The organism is Leptolyngbya sp. CCY15150, assembly GCF_016888135.1.
GTDB lineage: Bacteria > Cyanobacteriota > Cyanobacteriia > RECH01 > RECH01 > RECH01.
In genome coordinates, this window is the sequence record NZ_JACSWB010000297.1 from 1 (window position 1) to 19,783 (window position 19,783).

Here is a 19,783-nt window from a genome sequence, read left to right on the forward strand (position 1 = left end):
AGCGGCGCTGGGTCGATGCTCATTGGCAACGGGGTAACAGCTATTTCAGAATCGGGTGGAATTGGTTCAAAGGAGTCCTGCATCAAGGCTGGTCGTTGTTTGCCACGGTTGCCTTGCAAGGGGGGCACGATCCTGCCCCTGCCTCAGCCTCGAAAAAGCAAGATAAGAAACGCCTCGAACGTGAGTTTACAGCCCGATTCTACAGCTTTCAGTCATGAGTTTTGTCAGTCAACCAGGGCTGTTATGATGCTAGCGTTTTACTAAACGTGATGCACAGCTTCATGTCTGTACTCAAGCACAACTACACTACACGCCACCCCAGGATACCCTGGGGCAAAAAACGTGAAAATTACGATTGTTCAGATCAAATGTGTCCATACGCTGATTTTCTGGCTGCTCAGCTTGTGCGTACTGTATGCACTGTTCAGCGGCATTTCTGGTCAGATCACGAGATGGACGTGGGTTGCCGTAGGTTTGGTGCTGCTTGAGAGTGTTGTTCTCATGGCGGCAGGCTGGACATGCCCGTTGACTCTGCTTGCTGAACGTCTAGGGGCTGAACGGGGGGCTGTAGCAGATATCTTTTTACCCAAGTGGTTTGCAGATAGGATCTTTCCAGTGTGTGGCACGATGTTTGGGATTGCGATCGCTGCTCTTGTACTCAGAATACTGCTCAGATGACCTGTCCTAGAACGCCATGCCGATTTCCAAAATCTCCTCCGGGAGATGCAAAAGGCTGCCGCTGAGCGTAGATCTATACTCAGATTGGGTCTCATGGAGGCAACCAGTTGATGCATTACGAGGAAGAGCTGTACCAGGATAGGTGACTAGGAAGCAATCGCTCTCCATCTCCTAGTGCGTGTTTTCCATATGTGGTCTGTCAATGTTGAGCGCTAAGCTATCTCTTAACGTATTGCCTAGTTGATTTTTTCAGGACTCGAAAATAGGTTCCAAAAATCGTCACCGACAGCAAAAGGTATAAAAATGAATACCTAAGATCAAAAGATATCAAGATTAAAACCGGTATGACAGTAGTTGCAAGTGCAAAGACTGAAAGGAACGCGGAAAACGTAGTTCTGTAGCTAACGAGGAGTTTGGTTTCTTTCTCAAGGTTTAAGTTGAAAACCCTCGAACTGTCCAGCTCATTCAGCTCTTTTCTAAGCTCTTCTTCATAACCCTGGAGATTATCTGCAAAGAAGATAATAAACGATTGTTTTATCAGGTTCCAAAATCCGATAACCGCAATAACGAGCAAAAGACTCAGAAAACCTAAAAACAAGAGTCCACTATAATCAATTTCGGGGTTGGCAAGTACGATAACATCTACAATCGGCTTCCAAAGAGCTATTGTTGCGCCAATAACCCCCATCAACTTAAAGTCATCAAAAGCACTTCTGATGTATTCTTCTGCCTGCTGGCTCAATCGAATATACTCTTTGTAAAGATAGTCCAGTCTTGGCTCAGACGTCATAGTTGTTCTTGCAATAGATTGCCACTGCTCATACAAGCCTTGGACTGTTGGTATACAAAATATACCAAAACCTGACTCAATAAACCTTAAGTGCGATCGCAAAGTAGGATTCGTTGTGGTCAGCAAATGCCCCACCTTTGCTGACGTTTAGTCCACTTCTGGTGTTGTACTAAGGGCAGAGCTGGTTCGTCCAAGCTGGGGGCGCACTGCGGCGGCAGTAGCGTTGCTCTCCCACCCAAATGAGGTTCGTTTGGTCGTTATCAAAAAACTCAAATTCTAGGCGATAGCGCAGACCGCCAATGGAGTCATCCGCTGCGCCAAAGTTGGTGAGTAGCAGCACCTGGTAGGTGTCATAGGTAGCAATTAATTCGATTTCTGTGGGCTGTTCCCCTTCTTCAAGCTGGGTACGGCCAAAGGTTTCAAAGGCAAGGACTTCAGCGTTGGGGTGAATCACAGGCAGTTCAGGAAACAGGGTCGCCAAGGGAATTTCGTCATACTGACGGCGGGCGGCTTCCTGCTCTGCGGTCAGACCCATGGAAACCTCAGCCCCAGGATACCCCGACCATAGGGCTAGGCGTTGGTCAATGGAGATCGCGCCGCCTTCTAGGCAGTGTCCTTGAAAGCAGGCTTCTCCTGTCGGCAAGCCGTAGGGACGGTTCTCGGCGTAGCCTTCACAGTTTGCAGCCTGCATGGCGTTTGTGGTGCAGGCATAGTAGTAGACCAGCAGATCACCTTGGGCAACCAGGCTATCGAGGGTCGCGTAGTCAACCTCGGCGCTATCTAACCAGGGCAGCACATCTCCAGGCAGGGGTGTCAGCGGCTGCCCAGTGGCGGAGACGGCCTCATAGGCTAGGTCATTGCGCAGAATGTAAAGCGGATTGCTCAGCGCCATGCCGGTTTTAAAGATGCAGCCTTGCTCAAACCCAGGAGGCATCTGCAAATAGGTAACGACTGGATCGCCTGATACCTCAGCTTCGTAGCCCTGAAAGTCTGACCAAGTGAGGCAGGTGGCTGGGTTGGCAGCTACGAGCATGGACTCGTCGTCGGCTGTTGTGACGGTGTCGTTGGGGATGGTGTCGCTGGGGTTAGACCCGAGGTCAGACTCTGAATTTGGGGCGCTGACAGCTACGTCTGGGGAACTGCTACAGGCTGCGATCACTCCGGTAAGAGCTGCGATCGCAATGCTCCGGTAGAACTGAACTGTCATGGCATTCCTCTTCTTCGTCTGGGACAATTGGGTGAATGGCGCTGATTTAGGCCTTTTAGCTAACTACATGAGTTCATCGAGAAATTCCGTAAAGAGATCGGGATGTATGCAAATTTAAGGTTCAGTTTTGGTGAGACTGGAAGAGCGATCGCCTCCTATGTAACGAAGGGAGCGATCGCTTCTGATTAGGCAGCTATATAGCTATCCCGAAAGACGAAGTGCTTTTTCACAAAAGGAGACGTCATTGCAGAAAGTAGTCCACCATAATCTAGATTAAAAGTTACCTCATCTCCATTCTGGAGTCCTTGGTTTTCACCATTTAGAATAATATGATCGCTACTTGCTCCAAGTATTTCTAGATTCGTAACAGACGTTAAACCAGAAACCAAAACATCTTGTCGTCCTAGAGCAATAATGACTCGCTGAAGAATTCCCTGATCCTGAAAAATCGGAACATTGCCGAACGCATCCTGACAAATCTGCCCAGTAGGAAACGATGGCTTTTTCTTGGATTCAATGACTTCAGCCACAATCTGGAATGCTTTTGTATGCAACCCTGGAATAGCTGTTCTTCCAACACTTTCACGCCCCAGAAGAATCGACTCTCCTAAACGTAGATTGTTAACTCTTCCCTTGTCTTGGGTTGATTGACACCATTCATAATTGGCTGAGTTACCACCAGAAATGATAGCTAGACTAATATGAAACTCTTGTTCAATCGTATTAGCCAACTTAGATAGCTGACCCATATTGTTAGCATCTGGCTTGATTCCACCGTAGCAAGCCAAATTACAGCCAATGCCAACCAAAAGTATATTAGACAACCCTAGGATGCTTCGGATAAATTGGGATAGATCACTCGGAAGAATGCCTTCCCGCAAATCTCCCAGCTCTACCATCAAAATAATTCGATGATATTTGTGATGGGCCTTAGCATAGTAAGACAACTGTTTGATGGTCTCAATCTCAGTATTTAGACTAATATCGACATGTTCAACAATCAATTCAGCCTGACTCAAAGGAGTCCGTAGCAGTACAAACTGAGCTAATATGCCAGCAGCTTTCATCGTCTGGATATTTTCAAGGCGAGAGTCAGCAATAAATTTAACCCCGCCTTGAATCATCGCCTCAGCAACTAGGGGTGATCCCAAAACTGCCTTAGAAACTCCCATCAAAGAAATCCCTTGTTTCCCATAGATATCAGTTAAGATACGAGCATTATCTTGTATCTGGGAAAGAGAGATTTCTAACCTCGGCATCAATAATTTCATGGATTATGTTGAGCGAGTGACGCTAGATCATCTCCAGGGCAGGTATTTTTCCTACCCGAGCTGGCTGGGTTGTTAGATTGAGCTTTTGATTGAGTTTCTGGTTTAGTGTTGGAAAATGCTGAATTAAGGTTTGAACCAGTTTTTGGCAGCCATAGGTCAACACATCTGTCGTTGGTAGCTGAAATTGCTTTTCGTAATCTTCCATCACCCTAAAAACCTCTGCCTCTAGCATATCTTCGTGGCTTAAGGCGATCGCCATCACCCTGGCTGTAGACATAGACTCAATCAGCTTAATTTCACTTGCAAGCGTCGGCATCCTTAAGTTAGGAAAATCACAACGAACCTTACGCGCCGGAGGATGCTGAAGAATAATGCCGTCTGGCATACTTCCTTTGAGGATCCCAAGAGAGCCCATAAATGCTGGATGGCTTACAGCACTTTGTCCTTCAACCAAAATAATGTCAGGACTTTCGTGGTCAAACGCTTGAAGGACAGAGTTTTCGATTTCACCAATCACAAATTGAGATGTTAATGCATCAATAGAGACACCATACCTGGCTCCCTGAATTAAACTTGTTTGCCCTGTTGCCACCAAGATAGACTTAAGACCAAGCCCATTGAGAACCTTATTAAGCTCTATGGCGGTGGTCATTTTTCCGCAAGCGCAATCAGTTCCCAAAACGGCAATCACCGGTACCGTTACCCTAGAAATTTGCCCTGTAAAAACGTGCAGATCCTTAAGCTGGGGAGGCTTTCGGATGTCTTTAATCTCAACATGATACTGGGCAGCCGCATGGACAAACTCGGCATCTTCCGAAAAGAATTGATGGAGACCATTAATGATCGTCATACCCTTTTCCATGGCATCTAAGATACTTTTCCGCTCATGAGGTGGTATGTGAGCTTCCAGAGGGGCTTTTCCATAGATGTAGCAATCCGGCACGGAGGGAAATTGACTCAATGCTTCATCTAGGCTGGCAAAAATAGGAATGCCATTGCAGACTCCTCCCAAAACTTCTCCTGCATCACCGCCAGCTCGCAAGCTATCAATAACGCCAAGGATGGTATATAGCTCCGAGTGACGAACAAGTCCGGCAGCAGTTTTTCCATCTAACAAGCCAAATTGGCCTTCACAGTAGACTAAAGCCGTTTCTTTAATGATTGCCATACAAATGCTTTCCTTCAATTTATTCTTAACTATTTAGAAGGCTTCTATCAACAAGCCCTCCCAATATCTAAGGTTGTATTTCCATGCGAAAACTGACACAGCATTTTTCCATATCAAAACCTGTTATGTTTTGATAATGTGCTAGAAAACTGTGCCGCAAATCTATACAGTTAGGTAAATTCTATGAGAGACCTAAAACTATTCACTGACAGCAAAGATCTCACGTCTTAGATCCTACGTCTTAATTGAGTCTTAGCTTAAATCTAGGTCATGTCAATGGTAGCATGTATTACATTTTTGTGTTGGATGGTACAGGCTAACACAGCACTATCATCTTGCCTTGCTTGTAAAATAAATTCTCAGAACCAACTCGATATCCTTCTAGAATTTCCAGACATCTAAGGCGATTGCCTCTCCCATAGCAAAAAGCGATCGCCTTCTTGCAAGTAAATCAAGAACAGCGATCGCCCTCATTTTAATGAGTCTTTAGGGTATTGACAAATGGTTTTTACGGCACACAACTCTATCTAACAGCCAGGTTGACCCATGAGTTATCAACGAAGCTGTACTCCACTAAGACTTAACTTAACTTGTTTCCCCTAAGCAGAAACCGCAGTGTAAGATCATGGTGGGTAAACGTTGTTTACGAATAGCGGCGGATATCTGAACCGTCGTGATTCGTGTGATAGACCTGAACTGTACCATCAACATCGACCTCCACCCGCCAGCCAAAGATAGCAATCTCGGTGCAGACCCCATTGTCTGGCTCAATGCCCAGACAGCCATTCCAGACGGCGCTGGTGGCATCGGTCACCTGCAGGCGATCGCGTTCTAGCCCTGTCTCGTCTGCCACCTGTTGCAATAGGCGATCGCTCAACGAGGGAGGCAGCGGCGAATGTAGATCCGTATCAATCCACCGTACCGCCTGCCCAGTAGCATCGGTGCGATAGAACCATTCTTCTTGCTCGTAGGATACATGCACCTGCCAGCCTTCGACTAGGGCCATCAGGCAGCTCTCTGCTGGGCCGCCCAACCCTAGGCAGCCGTCCGACCAGGTTTCGGCCGTTGCGCCCACCCAGGTCAGTTGATTGGCGTCGATGCCGGTGCGCTTCTCAATGTCTTGGAGAACACTATTGAGCACCGACGGCGGCATAGCGCTATCGTCGGGCAGCGTCAGATCGGCACTGGGTGATGAAACGGTAGAGTCTGGACTGTCGTTGGATTCGGCGATCGCTGATGGACTGGTTTGGCAGCCCATGATCAACAGAGTCAAAACCATCACGGCAACGAGGCGGGGGGATTGCCAGCGATATGAAAGAAAACGAGTCATAAGTGTTGAAGGGGGTGATGTACAAACGGAAGGTTCAGCATTGGCTTACGCCACACATCGATGCAGGGGGACAGATCCCAAGATCCCAAGAGCCGTCCATAGGCAATAGACCAGGCAATAAACCCTAGCGGCGTCGATCTACGACTTGGGATGGTGCTCTCACCTATGTCTACCCTAACGGGTGCGATCGCTCCCATGGGTCTGGTTACCAAAATGGATACAGCGATCGCGAGATTCATCCCAGACAGATGGGAATCGACAACGAGTTTTGGGCATCCTGCGTAATAGGACACCTATTCATTTTCATTCCGTCATCACGCTTTGCACAACCTTACGCTTTGCACAACCTTGAGAACTTGTGTTCTTGGGTGATTCCCATTTTTTGCACCCTATGGTCGATTCCCTATTGCATACTGTCGTCACCGTGGCCCCAGACACCCCGCTCCTTGAGGTGCTGCGGTTAATGAGTTGCGTGCAGTCCGCACCGCAGTTTCTACCCGACTCCACTCCTCACTCTGATCTACCTTGGCGATCGCCCGACCCACGTCCCAACTGCGCCTTAGTCACCGATGCAGAGCGCCTGGTCGGCATCATTACCAGTAAAAATATCATTCAAGCCCTTGCGCCTGACCCAGCCTTTGCCGTGGTCTGTGCCCAGGATGTGATGACCACGCCGGTGATTAGCTTGTCAGAACTAGATCTGCGAAATCCAGAGGCGATCGCCCGCTATTTCCAACGCTACGCCATCCATCACCTGCCGGTCGTCAATGCGCAAGGACATCCCTTAGGACTGCTGACCTCCGAGCAGTTCTTGCAGTATCAACTCAACACCCAACTGCAAGATGAAATTACTCGGCACCACCAAACCGAAGAAGCGCTGCAGCAACGCATTCGCCTAGAAGAACTGGTGACAACGATTTCTGCCCAGTTTATTCCCCTCGAAGCCGCCCAAATTGATGATGGCATCCGCCGGGCTCTGCAGGCGATCGCTGAATTTACCGGAGCCGATCGCGGCTATCTCTTTCGCGTCTCTGAAAACCAAAGCCAGATCTCGAATACCCATGAATGGTGTGCCCCTACGAGTCTCTCTTTGCAGGCGAATTACCAACATCTACAGATTCAGGACTATGTCGATCGTCTAGACCAATTGAGACGCTTGCGTGGCTTTGCCATTGCCTCCCTGCCGCCCACGCCGCCCAGCGATCGCCTGCTCCATCGCCAACCGCAGATGAAGGCAGCTATCCAAGTACCTATTGTGCTAGAACAATCCCTTTTGGGGTTTGTGGGGCTGGATGCAGAGCGATCGCCCCGTCCTTGGGGGCAAGAGACGATTATGCTCTTGATCTTGGTGGGAGAGATTATTGCCAGCGCCCTCAAGCGGCAACAAACCGAAATCATCCTCAAACAAAGCATGGCCACCAATCGGGCCCTGCTAGGAGCCTTGCCCGACGCCATTTTACGCATCACCGGAGATGGCATTTTGGTGAACAAGAAGCCCGACGCCCATGGGGTGATTCCCGTGCCCGATGATGAATTTTTGGGCAAACATCTCACGGATGTTTTTCCTCCCGAAATTGCCGAGACGACCTTGACCTATGTGCAACGGGCGCTAGAAACGAAGGCGATCCAGAGTTTTGAGTATCAGCTCAAGCTAGGCAATACGCTTTATGACTACGAAGCCCGTTTTGCCGTCAGCGATCGCCATGAAGTAATGGTGATTATTCGCGACATTAGCGATCGCAAACGTACCCAAGCTGAACTCCAGCGCGCTAAGGATCAACTGCGGGTGGTGCTCGATGCGGTGCCGGGTTTAATCTCTTGGATCCGCGATGATTTGGTCTACCAAGGCGTGAATACGCGCATGGCGGCAGTCTTTGGGCGATCGCCGGAAGATTTTAGTGGGCAACCCATTGGTTTCCTGGGTGGACGGTTGGACTTTAACACCTTTGTGGAAGAATTTTTCGCTAGTTCTAGCCACACCGCCACCCGTGAAACCTGTTTGGACATCAACGGCACTAACTATGAGTATCTGGTCGTTGCCCAAAAGTATGCCCAAGACCATGCCGCTGTCTTTGTGGGCATTGACATCACCGAGCGTAAACGGATGGAAAGCCAACTCTACGAATCCCAGCAGTTGCTGCAGTTGGTAGTAGACAATATCCCTGAAGCGATTTTTTGGAAAGATCGCAACTCGGTCTATCTCGGCTGTAACTTGGCCTTTGCCCATGTGGTGGGGCTAGAGTCTCCTGCAGACCTAGGGGAGGGAAAAACCGACTTCGATCTATTTTCCTGGGCTGCCGATGCTGCTGAGTACTATCGCCAAGACGATCGCCGCGTCATGGAGTCTGACTGTCCCCAATACCATGTGATGGAGGCCCAGATCCAAGCCGATGGTCAGCAATATTGGATCGACAAGAACCTGATTCCGCTCCACGACAGCGATCGCCAAGTCGTGGGCATTCTCGGCACCTGTGAAGACATCACCGCCCGCCGTACAGCGGAGCAAAAGCTGCGCCAAAGTGAAGAGCAGTATCGCACTTTGGCTAAGAACTTTCCCAACGGAGCGGTGCTGCTGTTTGATCCCCATCTGCGCTACACCATCGCCGATGGCACCGGGCTGGAGTTGATGAATCTCTCCAAAGCCAGCATTGAGGGAAAAACCCTTTGGGACGTGTTCCCAACAGCCATTGCTGAACAGTTGGAACCGCACTACCGCCGAGCCCTGGCAGGTGAATCCAGCAGTCTCGAAATATCTCTCCGCGATCGCATCTATCTCGTCCAGGTTACGCCCCTCAAGGACAGCCAAGGCGACTGCTTTGCAGGCATGGTCACCACCCAAGACATCACCAAGTACAAGCGCGTTGAGCAGGAAATTCGCAATGCCTTGGAAAAAGAGAAACAGCTCAATGAATTAAAATCTCGCTTCATCAGCATGGCGTCCCACGAATTTCGTACCCCCCTGGCTACGATCCTGGGTTCATCGGAAATTTTGCGCCACTTTGGCAACAAATGCTCTGAAGAGAAGCGCTTGAAGCATTATGAGCGCATTCAAACCGGGGTGGAGCAGATGACCCGCCTGCTGGATGATGTGCTGCTGATTGGGCGTGCCGAAGCCGGTCGTGTGCCCTTCCAGCCCACTCCCATTGACCTGGTCCCCTTCTGTGAAAATCTCAGTGAAGAGCTGCAAATTAGCACGGGCTATAAGCGTAATGTGGTGATTCAAACCCAGTTTTTACCGGACGCGATCGCGTCCCTAGTGATTGAAGCCGATGAGCAGCTTTTACGGCAGGTGCTCACCAATCTCCTATCCAATGCAATTAAGTATTCTCATCCTGGCGGAGTGGTCGATTTTTCGATCATGCTAGATGTACGGTCTGTTGTGTTTTCCATTGCCGACCAAGGTATTGGTATTCCCGATGCCGACCAAGCTCGACTATTTGAACAATTCCATCGCGCGGGCAATGTGGGCACCACGCAGGGAACAGGGCTAGGGCTCTCGATTGTGAAAAAATCTGTGGAGCTGCATGGCGGCACCATCACCCTAGTCAGCCATGTCAACCAAGGGACAACCTGTACCGTCACCCTGCCCCTCACCCAACCATCGCCCGTCGATCGATCCTGAGGCGGCTCCCCCCAAAGGGAAACACTGCCTCTGTTCCAATGCCACCCTACTGTATGACACCACTCCTCTGGAGTATTAACGCATGACGACTATTCTTGTCATTGAAGACCAGCAACCCATCCGTGAAAACATTGCCGCTATTTTAGAAACCGAAGGCTACAACGTCATCGGAGCCAAAGATGGTAGCTTTGGGCTTCGCCTAGTACGCGAAAAGCAGCCCGACCTAATCGTTTGCGACATTATGATGCCGGGAATTGATGGCTACGGTGTTTTAAACGCCCTGCGCCACAATCCCATGACAGCGGCGATTCCCTTCATTTTTCTCTCCGCCCGAACCGATAAGCTAGACCAGCGCCAGGGCATGAACCTAGGAGCTGATGACTATCTCACCAAGCCCTTCACGCGCCATGAATTGCTGGATAGCATCCGAGCCCGGCTGCAAAAACACACCATGATCATGAAGCGCAGCCAGTCGGCCCAGCGCCAAACCTCCTACCTAGAAGAAAAACTAACGGCTCTGGAAGAACATTCCATTGAAAGCGATCGCCTCCTAGAGCAATTCTCCGACGAGTTCAGCGGCTTAATTTCCAATATCAACCTCGTGGTGCAACTGCTAAGCGATCGCACCGCCAATGACGTGCTGGATCGCTACCTCAAGGTGCTCAAAGAAGAATGCCATCGCGGGGTAGAGCTGCTCAACCAGCATCGCGTTCTGCCCAAGCTGGTGGACGATAAAACAGCCAAGCTCCTCGATCGCTTCAACGAACTCATGGGCTAACTCCCCCATAGGTTCGATGACAGTACGGCTCCAGCAGTCTCTTGTGGGCGGCGAGCCCGAACGGTCATACCTCTTCGTAGGGTCTGCCGTTAGGCGAAGCCGTAACGCCCTGTTCCATGGCTCAGGTAAGGCCCTAGCCTTCCAGCTTGAGCCCATCAACGTCCAAAGCGGCATCATCGTTGTCAAACTCCCATCCCGTAGCAAAAATTTGTGCCATCTCCGCCATTTTGGGGATAAATTTTACAAACGTTAGTGTTAGATTGAATGCAGAACGTATTACGGAAGGTTGAGAAGCGTTGAAACGTTTTGCCTTACTTGAGTACCCTTGGAGACCCCTGTGGTACTTAGAGCTGAAATTGAAGCGTAGACGGCGGTGTGATCCAGCACTGTCCTGGACGGATCGGTGTGAAGGGCCTAGTATGGTCTGACCGGCTTGAGAACCCCTGAGATGTGAGTCAGCGATCAGTCGTGAGCGATCGCCTGGCTACCCGGATCTCAGACGCCGCAATGGGTTCAGCCGGTCAGATAAGTCTTGGTAATCATTGAATAGTGCTGGGATAGGGAAGCAGATCGATGGGATCTCTGGGGTTCATGCTGTCTGAAATAGACAAGCTAGACCCAACTTTGGATTGGGCTACAACGCTCGTTCACAACGAGTCCCAACCCTGAGGGTGACCTTGATCGATAGACCTCAATAGACCTCAGAATAATCGTTGACCTAAGGTGACGAGCAGCTACGCACTGCCTGCCTTGGTAGACAACCATGGTCATGATTCGAGTTTGACCAGTATTCGAGTTTGACCAGTCTGAGACAGTCTGGGGGCGATCGCTCCTGGGTCACTGGCCATGGCTGTTTCCCTTCCCAATGCCAATGCTCACCCCTTCGTCCACCTCAATATCTACTTTGCTTAGGAGGAGTCTCATGTCTCAACTACTGAGTCATAAAATTGCACCCGTGCCCATGCCCGCTAGCATCAACGTAGTGGATCTCGTGGATGGGTATTTCACCGCCTACAATTCAGCGCGGCTGCGGGAAACCTGCCATCTGTTAAGTCGTGAGGTTCTGCAAGAGGGCGTGACCGTTGGGCTCAGCCTTTCCGGTGCCATGACCCCAGCGGGCTTTGGCGTATCGGTACTGGCACCCTTGATGCAGCACGGTTTTATAGACTACATCATCAGCACCGGGGCCAATCTGTACCATGACATGCACTACGGGCTAGGGCTGAGCCTCTATGCCAGCAATCCCTTTGTAGACGATATCAAGCTGCGGCAAGAGGGACGCATTCGCATCTACGACATCGTGTTTGACTACGATGTGTTGCTGGAAACCGACGCCTTCATTCGCGAAATTCTGCGATCGGCTCCCTTCCAAAAACGGATGGGTACCGCTGAGTTCCATCATCTGCTGGGCCGCTATGTCCACGAAATTGAAACCCAGCTTGGCGTCACCCACCGCTCGCTCCTTTCGACCGCCTACGAATGTGGCGTGCCTGTCTACACCTCATCCCCTGGTGATAGCTCCATCGGCATGAACGTGGCAGCGATCGCCTTGGAAGGATCCCAGTTGATGATTGATCCCTCGATTGACGTCAACGAAACCGCCGCCATCGTCTACGGGGCGCGCCAGTCTGGCATTCCCGGCGTAGAAGGCAAAAGCGCTGCCCTGATCCTCGGCGGCGGCAGTCCTAAGAACTTCCTGCTGCAAACCCAGCCCCAGCTCCATGAGGTTCTGGGTCTTGAAGAACGGGGTCACGATTTCTTCGTGCAAATTACCGACGCCCGACCGGATACCGGCGGTCTATCAGGAGCCACCCCTAACGAAGCGGTGAGCTGGGGCAAGGTCGATCCCAATGAACTGCCTAGCACCATCGTCTGCTACACCGACAGCACCATTGCCCTGCCGATCATTGCCTCCTACGTGATCAACCAATGCCCAGGGCGATCGCTGAAGCGGCTCTACGATCGCCGAGGTGAGTTGATGGATAACCTAAAGCGCGACTATGAAGCCGCCAAGGCAAATCCCCAGAAAGCGGCTAACCCCTCTGATCTCGTCGGTGCCACCAGCGCCCCGGCCACCTATCCCTGCGGTACACCCATCCGCCGATAGACTCTCACCGCTTGACCTTCGGCGGCAGCGATCGCCGAAGGTCAGCCCCTGGCTCTAGGCAAAACCTTGTGTCTAGACAACTTTGATGTTAACCATCCAAATCTGTCCAATCGGCCAAAAAAATTAGCCAGAGATTACCCCTGGCTAGTCCTCACAACTGGATCATGTGTTTGATGACTTGACGCATCTATGGTGTAGATAGTTCCAACCCATGATCTAGGAGGTGGATCTCAATAAACCTTGTTGTCGCCTGCTGTTAGGCATAGCCACAACGCACCGTCTTGCAGGGCTTTGTGACGTTGCGCTGCATCCCAAAAATCAACAGGGCTGGCTGCTTAAGATGTGCCAGCCAGCCAGACATGACAAACCACCAGACCTCAGGAGCCACAAGCTACAACTCTCCTGAAGTTTGGGGTCTAAAATTCTAAGGCAGCGCTAGAGCAGCTCTTCCGTCTTTGGCGAAAACCCCAACCTAAAGCGTTTCGTCCTGGGTCTCGTCTGTGTTGGGAGATGATTGATAGAGGGCGTCTAGACGCTTGCGCGCATCATCAACCGTAATCGATCGCATCACCAAATAGGGCTCCTTAACCACAGCCCCCGTCTCATCCAGCAGTTCAGGATGGGATGACATCCGGGACGAGCCCATCGAATTGCCATACCCCGACCGATTGTTGCTGGGCTCTTGACGGACTTCCGCCCCTAGGGTCATTAAATTTCGAATCAAATTGCCGACGGCCAAGAACGCCAACACTGCAAACGCAACAATATAGAGCAGATGTAACATTTCTTTCTCCTAAGAGCAAACCAAACCAAATCGCGAATTGACTCAGAAGGGGCGATCGCCGCTGGACTCAAACCTTGGAAACGAAGCATTATCAGCCTGGCTGGCTATTCACCCTGGACGCGCGCCATTCGACTACGTCGGCTGACCTGCCAGCATTCAGCTACTAACCGATGCCAGGGCATCAAAATTGAGGTTTCAATCCCCACCTGACCATCGGTGGCACGCAGCAACATTTGAGCCGTGCTCACTTCTTGCTGGGCCGTCGTCACCCGCGCGAGTAGATCAGACTGCTCTTCGGGGGCCAAGAAGTCGAGCTCTTGGGCTTCAAGCAGCGATCGCGATCGCCCAAACCAATATTGAAAGTCGTCTAAAAGCGGCTCCAGTAATGCCTTCAATAATTCGGGCTCCGGTGCATTCGAACTAAACATGTGTTTATTTAATCTAGATTATTAGGCTACTACATTAATCTTAATAGAATTTACGTTTCGTAACAATTTTTGATATTTTTCCAGGACACTCTTCCATTGTACCAGTCCAGTTTAGAGCCGTCGTCAGGAGGCGATCGCTCCTCAAAGCCTGACGTCATCTAGTCTGTAGACCAAAATTAGCCGGGGACGACAGGGACTTTCGCAAATCTAGCTGAATTCTCCCTGAATGAGAGTCTCCGAATCCCGCCGACTCTCGATAAGATAGAGAGCAATCCTAGGGTGATCCATGGAGCGATCGCATGAGATTTTTCTCCTTGCCCTAGTAGCCCGCATTTTGTTTCGTGACCGATTAGTGACTGATTAGTGACCGATGCCTCAAGACGCCTCTTCCGATTCTATGCAAGCTCAGCCCGCCGAACAGCAGCCCATTCGTCTGCCCAAAACCAGCGAATCCGATCTCCTCAAGCGCATTCGCCATACCACCTCTCATGTCATGGCCATGGCGGTGCAGAAACTCTTTCCCAAGGCGCAGGTGACGATTGGCCCTTGGATTGAAAATGGTTTCTACTACGATTTTGACAGTCCTGAACCGTTCACGGAGCAGGATCTCAAGGCCATTAAAAAGGAGATGGTGAAAATCATCAAGCGCAAGCTGCCGGTGATCCGCGAGGAGGTCAGCCGGGAAGAAGCAGAGCGCCGCATTCAGGCGCTAGGGGAACCCTACAAGCTAGAAATCCTCCAAGATCTAAAGGAACCCATCACCCTATATCACCTGGGCGATGCTTGGTGGGATCTCTGCGCCGGGCCCCACGTGGAGAATACTCAGGATCTCAACCCCAAAGCCTTTGATCTGGAAAGTTTGGCCGGAGCCTATTGGCGCGGCGACGAAACCAAAGCCCAGCTCCAGCGTATCTACGGCACCGCTTGGGAAACGCCGGAGCAGCTAGCAGAATATAAGCGCCGCAAGGAAGAGGCCCTGCGCCGGGATCACCGTCGTCTGGGCAAGGAGCTAGGGCTATTCATTTTTTCGGACTCCGTGGGCCCAGGTTTGCCCATGTGGACTCCGAAGGGGACGGTGCTGCGATCGCTGCTGGAAGACTTCCTCAAGCAAGAACAGATCCGCCGAGGCTACCAGCAGGTAGTCACGCCCCACATCGGACGCGTCGATTTGTTTAAAACCTCGGGGCACTGGCAGAAATATCGCGATGACCTTTTCCCGATGATGGGAGCATCGGAAGATGAGGGATTTGTCCTCAAGGCCATGAACTGTCCGTTCCATATCCAAATTTACAAAGCTAGCCTGCGCTCCTACCGGGAACTACCCCTGCGCTTTGCTGAATTTGGCACGGTCTATCGCTATGAACAGTCGGGAGAACTGGGCGGCCTCACCCGAGTGCGCGGCTTCACCCAAGACGATGCCCACCTGTTTGTCACGCCGGAGCAACTGAATGACGAATTCCTCAAGGTAGTGGATCTGATCCAGTCGGTCTTTAAGGCTTTGCATCTCACCAACTTTAAGGCCAGGCTGAGTTTCCGCGATCCCAAGTCGGACAAATACATCGGCAGTGATGATGCTTGGAATAAAGCCGAAGCCGCCATTCAGCAGGCAGTAGAAACCCTAGGCATGAACCACTTCCTTGGCATTGGGGAAGCGGCGTTCTACGGCCCCAAACTCGACTTTATGGTGCAGGATGCCCTAGAGCGGGAGTGGCAGCTTGGGACGGTGCAGGTTGACTACAACTTGCCTGAGCGCTTTGACCTGGAATATGTCGCCGAAGACGGCACCCGTCAGCGTCCCGTGATGATCCACCGAGCTCCCTTTGGCTCCTTGGAGCGCTTAATTGGGATTTTGATTGAAGAATATGCTGGCGACTTTCCCCTGTGGTTGGCTCCGGTGCAGGTGCGCTTGCTGCCGGTGACCTCCGAGCAGCTTACCTTTGCCCGGCAGGTGGTGGAGCATATGCAATCCCTGGGCGTCCGAGCTGAGGTGGATCTCAGCGGCGAGCGCTTAGGTAAAATGATCCGCAATGCTGAGAAGGAAAAAATTCCGGTGATGGCCGTCGTGGGAGCCAAGGAAGCCGAGGGTAACTCCCTGAGTATTCGCACCCGTGCCTCTGGAGAACTGGGGGCGATCGCTGTCCCTGAGGTTCTCGATCGCTTGACCCAGGCGATCGCGGCCTATGGCAAGTTCTAGCCTAAGGGTTCACATTGAATTTTTCACTTTGAGGGATCCAGGTGCGATCGCGGTCGAGTCCTCATGATTGAATAGGGATTGGCGACTTGTGAGGAAACCTATCTGTGCCCCCTAGTGTGACTGTGATTGTTCCGGCAACGACGGCAAATTTGGGTGCCGGCTTCGACTGCATTGGTGCATCGCTATCGATGTATAACCAATTTTTCTTTGACCTGCTGCCCCCAACGACGGAGCAGCAGGTCACCATTCAGGTAGAGGGCACAGAGGCAGATCGGGTGCAGTCTGATCAGCGCAACTTGGTCTACCAAACCTTTTTGTCTTTCTTCCAGCACCTCAAGCAACCGCCGCCGCCGGTCGCCATTCGGATTCAACTGGGAGTGCCCCTAGCGCGTGGGTTGGGGAGTTCCGCCACGGCAATTGTGGGGGGGCTGCTCGGTGCCAATGCCCTGGCCGGATCGCCCCTCAGCCAAACCGAGATCATGCATCTAGCGATCGCCCTTGAAGGTCATCCCGATAACGTAGTACCGGCGTTACTAGGAGGCTGTCGTCTAGCATCAGCGGATGACCAAGGACGGTGGACGGTGTGCGACGTTCCTTGGCACTTTGACATCATCCCAGTCGTCGCCATTCCCAACTTTGAGCTATCCACCGAAGAGGCCCGCAGCGTCTTGCCCCAGCAGTACAGCCGCGCCGATGCCATCTACAACATTGCCCATATGGGGCTGCTGATTCGGGGGCTCTCCAATGGACGAGGCGACTGGCTGAAGAGCGCCCTAGGCGATCGCATTCACCAGCCCTATCGCCAAACCTTGATCCACGGCTATGAAGCGGTTGCAGCAGCAGCGGCCAGCGTCGGTGCCCACGGGGTGGTGATCAGCGGCGCTGGCCCTACCTTGCTGGCCCTGTGCCCACCCCAAGCGACCACAGCGGTGCAGGCTGCTATTGAGCGGGCCTGGGTGGAACAAGGATTGATGGCCCGCGTTGAAGCGCTGCAGCTCGATACCCGTGGAGCGATCGTCACTCTACATACCCAGTCCTAAACCGGATCGGCGATCGCCCCCGAAGTTGCACTCCTTCACCAATCCTGAGCTAGCCTCCCCAAACCAGCTATACTAATCACCGCCTGCCCATCTCCATTTTGCCCCAACCGCCTATGACTTCAGTTTGGCAACAGGTTTTATTGGCCCGCCCTGTATCCCTAGAGTTTCTGGGGCGTTGGGCATCATCTAGCTATCTACTGCGGTGGCTGCCGCTCCTGCAAGCATGGCGATCGAGCAGTTGGCTTTTGCAGTGGAGTGAGGCGATCGCCCTTGTCTTGGCGGCTTTGGTCTATGTTCTTGCGCCGTTTGTCTCGACGACCCTCATCGGCATTTTGCTGATGGCAGCCTCTGCCTTTTGGCTTTTACGAGTTGTGTCGGAACCCGCCGACCTGCGCCGGATTACGCCCATTCACATGCTGGTGGGTCTCTACTGGGCGATCAGCACGGTGGCCACGGTGCTATCTCCCGTGCGCAGTGCGGCTTTGGATGGCTGGGTGAAACTCACCCTCTATCTGCTGCTGTTTGTGTGGATGGCGCGGCTGCTGCGATCGCCCCAGATGCGCTCTATTCTGATTAGCATTTACCTCCATGTTTCGCTGCTGGTCAGCGTTGCGGGGATTCGGCAATTTATCTTTGGTGCAGATGCCTTAGCAACCTGGGTTGATGTTGAATCGTCCCTAGCCGGCACCACCCGTGTCTATAGCTACCTCGGCAACCCCAACCTGCTAGCCTCCTACCTCATGCCCGCCGTCATGCTCAGCGCCGCCGCCATCTTTGCCTGGCAGCGCTGGCTGCCCAAAGCCCTAGCCAGCATGATGTTTGTCGTCCACACCGCCTGCCTAGTGCTCACCTTCAGCCGAGGCGGTTGGATTGGCCTGGTCGTCGGTGGATTCATATTTGTACTGCTGCTGGTGCATTGGTACAGTATCCATCTACCGCGCTTCTGGCGCATTTGGTCGATTCCCATCGTATTGGGACTATCGGCAGGGTTTGTCGTTGTCGCCGTCATGGCCGTCGAACCGTTGCGCGATCGCGTTGCCAGTATGTTTGTCGGACGGGAAGACAGCAGCAACAACTTCCGCATCAATGTGTGGATGTCGGTGATTGAAATGATCAAAGACCGTCCTATCCTAGGCATTGGCCCCGGCAATAGCGCCTTCAATCGAATTTATCCGTTCTACCAACAGCCAGGCTATACCGCCCTCAGCGCCTATTCCATCGTGTTGGAAGTGGCAGCAGAAACCGGACTGATCGGGTTAACCTGCATGGTGTGGCTGTTGCTCGTCACCTTCCACCAAGGCTGGACGCAACTACAGCGACTACGCAACCTCAGCCATATACAAGGCTTTTGGCTAATGGGCGCGATCGCCACCATGATGGGGATGTTGGCCCATGGCGTGGTAGACACCGTCTGGTATCGTCCCCAGGTCAGTACCCTCTGGTGGGGCATGGTGGCCCTCGTTGCTAGCTACTATGTTCTACCCCGTGCCGAATCGCCCAGCGGGGAGCAATTCCCCAGCGACAAGGATGGTGATTTAGGTCAAGATGCTTTCGGTGAACCGGGAGTTTAGTAATCCTTCAGCGCCCTGGCCGTCTCTCGTTTCTCCTGCTTCTGCTTCAGCGCCTCACGCTTATCGTGCAGCTTCTTACCACGACAGAGCCCTAGGTCTACTTTGACTCGCCCCTCCTTTAAGTAGAGCTTCAGGGGTACCAAGGTCAGCCCCTGCTGCTCCACCTTGCCCACCAACCGACGAATCTCGTCCTTGTGGAGCAAGAGCTTACGCACACGACGGGGATCATGGTTGAATACTTGACTGGCGCTTTCGTGGGGTGAAATATGCACATTGTGCAGCCACACCTCCGCATCCCGAATCAGGGCATACCCATCTCGCAGGTTCGCCTTGCCCAATCGTAGAGACTTTACCTCCGTGCCCTTGAGGGCAATGCCGGCTTCAAAGCGCTCTAATACTTCATATTGATGGCGGGCCTGGCGATTATCTGAAAGGATCTTCTGCCCGCTGCTGCTCTTACCCATAATGCTCTTTCCTCTCCACTACCCATGACAGATCTCACGTTCTACTGCACCACAATGCGCCATTCATGCAGCTCGTAGTCTACACAGTGGTTTTGAACTAAGGGATCATTGGCGACGATCGCCTCTGCTTCCTCCAGCGAACTAGCCTGGAAAAGCAGCATACCCCCGCCCCGCTCCGCCCAGTAGCCACTGCGTGCATCATGGCCGCGGGCGATCAGGGATTGGACATAATCAATATGGGCCGGGACATACTGGTCGAAGGTGGTCTTGTCCACAATACCCCGTTCAAGTTTGACAAACCAAGGCATAGCTACTGCAGAGATCAACGTGAATCACTGGGATGAACCCAAA

At 52.1% G+C, this 19,783-nt stretch carries 17 protein-coding genes and 1 pseudogene; 8 read left to right on the forward strand and 10 right to left on the reverse strand.

The genetic code is table 11. From position 1 onward, the window contains the following. Both JUJ53_RS23850 and JUJ53_RS23855 read left to right on the forward strand, forming a co-directional pair. Nucleotides 1-218: pseudogene (locus JUJ53_RS23850) on the forward strand (hypothetical protein); the annotation flags it as partial. Nucleotides 219-342: 124 nt separating this feature from the next. Further along, the gene (locus JUJ53_RS23855) at nt 343-678 is read left to right on the forward strand and encodes a hypothetical protein (protein ID WP_204154559.1); all 336 of its coding nucleotides are present in this window, start codon (nt 343-345) and stop codon (nt 676-678) included. 217 nt (nt 679-895) lie between these two features. Here JUJ53_RS23855 and JUJ53_RS23860 read toward each other — a convergent pair whose 3' ends face one another. The 5 genes from JUJ53_RS23860 to JUJ53_RS23880 all read right to left on the reverse strand — a co-directional run bounded on the left by JUJ53_RS23860 (nt 896) and on the right by JUJ53_RS23880 (nt 6,444). After that, nucleotides 896-1,468, reverse strand: a complete 573-nt coding sequence (locus tag JUJ53_RS23860; RefSeq protein ID WP_204154560.1) for a hypothetical protein — start codon at nt 1,466-1,468, stop codon at nt 896-898. 169 nt (nt 1,469-1,637) lie between these two features. After that, a complete protein-coding gene (locus tag JUJ53_RS23865; RefSeq protein ID WP_204154561.1) occupies nt 1,638-2,675 on the reverse strand; it encodes a hypothetical protein in 1,038 nt (345 codons plus the stop codon). A gap of 185 nt (nt 2,676-2,860) precedes the next feature. Beyond that, on the reverse strand, nt 2,861-3,946 hold the full coding sequence (locus tag JUJ53_RS23870; RefSeq protein ID WP_204154562.1) for an alanine/ornithine racemase family PLP-dependent enzyme: 1,086 nt from the start codon (nt 3,944-3,946) through the stop codon (nt 2,861-2,863). A gap of 22 nt (nt 3,947-3,968) precedes the next feature. Continuing rightward, complete coding sequence (locus tag JUJ53_RS23875; RefSeq protein ID WP_204154563.1) at nt 3,969-5,114, reverse strand: DUF1611 domain-containing protein; 1,146 nt, start codon at nt 5,112-5,114, stop codon at nt 3,969-3,971. Between the two features lie 643 nt (nt 5,115-5,757). After that, nucleotides 5,758-6,444 (reverse strand): hypothetical protein, encoded by a 687-nt coding sequence (locus tag JUJ53_RS23880; RefSeq protein ID WP_204154564.1) that lies wholly within the window; start codon nt 6,442-6,444, stop codon nt 5,758-5,760. Nucleotides 6,445-6,835: 391 nt separating this feature from the next. On the opposite strand from JUJ53_RS23880, the gene JUJ53_RS23885 reads away from it, so the two are divergent. From JUJ53_RS23885 to speY, 3 genes are all read left to right on the forward strand, one after another. Further along, a complete protein-coding gene (locus JUJ53_RS23885; RefSeq protein WP_204154565.1) occupies nt 6,836-10,066 on the forward strand; it encodes a PAS domain-containing protein in 3,231 nt (1,076 codons plus the stop codon). Between the two features lie 82 nt (nt 10,067-10,148). Continuing rightward, on the forward strand, nt 10,149-10,844 hold the full coding sequence (locus JUJ53_RS23890) for a response regulator (RefSeq protein WP_204154566.1): 696 nt from the start codon (nt 10,149-10,151) through the stop codon (nt 10,842-10,844). A 922-nt stretch (nt 10,845-11,766) separates the two neighbouring features. Beyond that, on the forward strand, nt 11,767-12,951 hold the full coding sequence (gene speY, locus JUJ53_RS23895; RefSeq protein WP_204154567.1) for a deoxyhypusine synthase: 1,185 nt from the start codon (nt 11,767-11,769) through the stop codon (nt 12,949-12,951). 256 nt (nt 12,952-13,207) lie between these two features. On the opposite strand, the gene JUJ53_RS25290 is transcribed toward speY, so the two are convergent. The 3 genes from JUJ53_RS25290 to JUJ53_RS23905 form a co-directional block, all read right to left on the reverse strand. Further along, nucleotides 13,208-13,339, reverse strand: coding sequence for a hypothetical protein (locus tag JUJ53_RS25290; protein WP_275415839.1), 132 nt, complete (start codon nt 13,337-13,339; stop codon nt 13,208-13,210). 84 nt (nt 13,340-13,423) lie between these two features. Beyond that, on the reverse strand, nt 13,424-13,735 hold the full coding sequence (locus tag JUJ53_RS23900) for a DUF2973 domain-containing protein (protein ID WP_204154568.1): 312 nt from the start codon (nt 13,733-13,735) through the stop codon (nt 13,424-13,426). Between the two features lie 104 nt (nt 13,736-13,839). Beyond that, nucleotides 13,840-14,163, reverse strand: a complete 324-nt coding sequence (locus JUJ53_RS23905; RefSeq protein WP_204154569.1) for a DUF2605 domain-containing protein — start codon at nt 14,161-14,163, stop codon at nt 13,840-13,842. Nucleotides 14,164-14,560: 397 nt separating this feature from the next. Between JUJ53_RS23905 and thrS the strand changes: the two genes are divergently transcribed. The 3 genes from thrS (at nt 14,561) to JUJ53_RS23920 (ending at nt 18,968) form a co-directional block, all read left to right on the forward strand. Continuing rightward, nucleotides 14,561-16,357 carry a threonine--tRNA ligase gene (gene thrS, locus JUJ53_RS23910; RefSeq protein WP_204154570.1) on the forward strand — a complete coding sequence of 599 codons (1,797 nt, stop codon included), beginning with the start codon at nt 14,561-14,563 and terminating at the stop codon, nt 16,355-16,357. A gap of 104 nt (nt 16,358-16,461) precedes the next feature. Further along, nucleotides 16,462-17,397, forward strand: coding sequence for a homoserine kinase (gene thrB / locus JUJ53_RS23915; protein WP_204154571.1), 936 nt, complete (start codon nt 16,462-16,464; stop codon nt 17,395-17,397). A 113-nt stretch (nt 17,398-17,510) separates the two neighbouring features. Further along, nucleotides 17,511-18,968 carry an IctB family putative bicarbonate transporter gene (locus tag JUJ53_RS23920; protein WP_204154572.1) on the forward strand — a complete coding sequence of 486 codons (1,458 nt, stop codon included), beginning with the start codon at nt 17,511-17,513 and terminating at the stop codon, nt 18,966-18,968. Here JUJ53_RS23920 and smpB read toward each other — a convergent pair. Continuing rightward, a complete protein-coding gene (gene smpB / locus JUJ53_RS23925; protein ID WP_204154573.1) occupies nt 18,965-19,432 on the reverse strand; it encodes an SsrA-binding protein SmpB in 468 nt (155 codons plus the stop codon). The two genes, JUJ53_RS23920 and smpB, sit on opposite strands and share 4 nt — an antisense overlap. 41 nt (nt 19,433-19,473) lie before the next feature. Beyond that, the gene (locus JUJ53_RS23930) at nt 19,474-19,740 is read right to left on the reverse strand and encodes a YciI family protein (protein ID WP_204154574.1); all 267 of its coding nucleotides are present in this window, start codon (nt 19,738-19,740) and stop codon (nt 19,474-19,476) included. Nucleotides 19,741-19,783 lie beyond the last annotated feature (43 nt).

Excerpts from the sequence above, each read along its gene's own strand:
- JUJ53_RS23860 (WP_204154560.1), bottom strand. The coding sequence starts at position 1,468 with ATGACGTCTGAGCCAAGACTGGACTATCTTTACAAAGAGTATATTCGA.
- JUJ53_RS23865 (WP_204154561.1), bottom strand. The coding sequence starts at position 2,675 with ATGACAGTTCAGTTCTACCGGAGCATTGCGATCGCAGCTCTTACCGGA.
- JUJ53_RS23870 (WP_204154562.1), bottom strand. The coding sequence starts at position 3,946 with ATGAAATTATTGATGCCGAGGTTAGAAATCTCTCTTTCCCAGATACAA.
- JUJ53_RS23875 (WP_204154563.1), bottom strand. The coding sequence starts at position 5,114 with ATGGCAATCATTAAAGAAACGGCTTTAGTCTACTGTGAAGGCCAATTT.
- JUJ53_RS23880 (WP_204154564.1), bottom strand. The coding sequence starts at position 6,444 with ATGACTCGTTTTCTTTCATATCGCTGGCAATCCCCCCGCCTCGTTGCC.
- JUJ53_RS23885 (WP_204154565.1), top strand. The coding sequence starts at position 6,836 with ATGGTCGATTCCCTATTGCATACTGTCGTCACCGTGGCCCCAGACACC.
- JUJ53_RS23890 (WP_204154566.1), top strand. The coding sequence starts at position 10,149 with ATGACGACTATTCTTGTCATTGAAGACCAGCAACCCATCCGTGAAAAC.
- speY (WP_204154567.1), top strand. The coding sequence starts at position 11,767 with ATGTCTCAACTACTGAGTCATAAAATTGCACCCGTGCCCATGCCCGCT.
- JUJ53_RS23900 (WP_204154568.1), bottom strand. The coding sequence starts at position 13,735 with ATGTTACATCTGCTCTATATTGTTGCGTTTGCAGTGTTGGCGTTCTTG.
- JUJ53_RS23905 (WP_204154569.1), bottom strand. The coding sequence starts at position 14,163 with ATGTTTAGTTCGAATGCACCGGAGCCCGAATTATTGAAGGCATTACTG.
- thrS (WP_204154570.1), top strand. The coding sequence starts at position 14,561 with ATGCAAGCTCAGCCCGCCGAACAGCAGCCCATTCGTCTGCCCAAAACC.
- JUJ53_RS23920 (WP_204154572.1), top strand. The coding sequence starts at position 17,511 with ATGACTTCAGTTTGGCAACAGGTTTTATTGGCCCGCCCTGTATCCCTA.
- smpB (WP_204154573.1), bottom strand. The coding sequence starts at position 19,432 with ATGGGTAAGAGCAGCAGCGGGCAGAAGATCCTTTCAGATAATCGCCAG.
- JUJ53_RS23930 (WP_204154574.1), bottom strand. The coding sequence starts at position 19,740 with ATGCCTTGGTTTGTCAAACTTGAACGGGGTATTGTGGACAAGACCACC.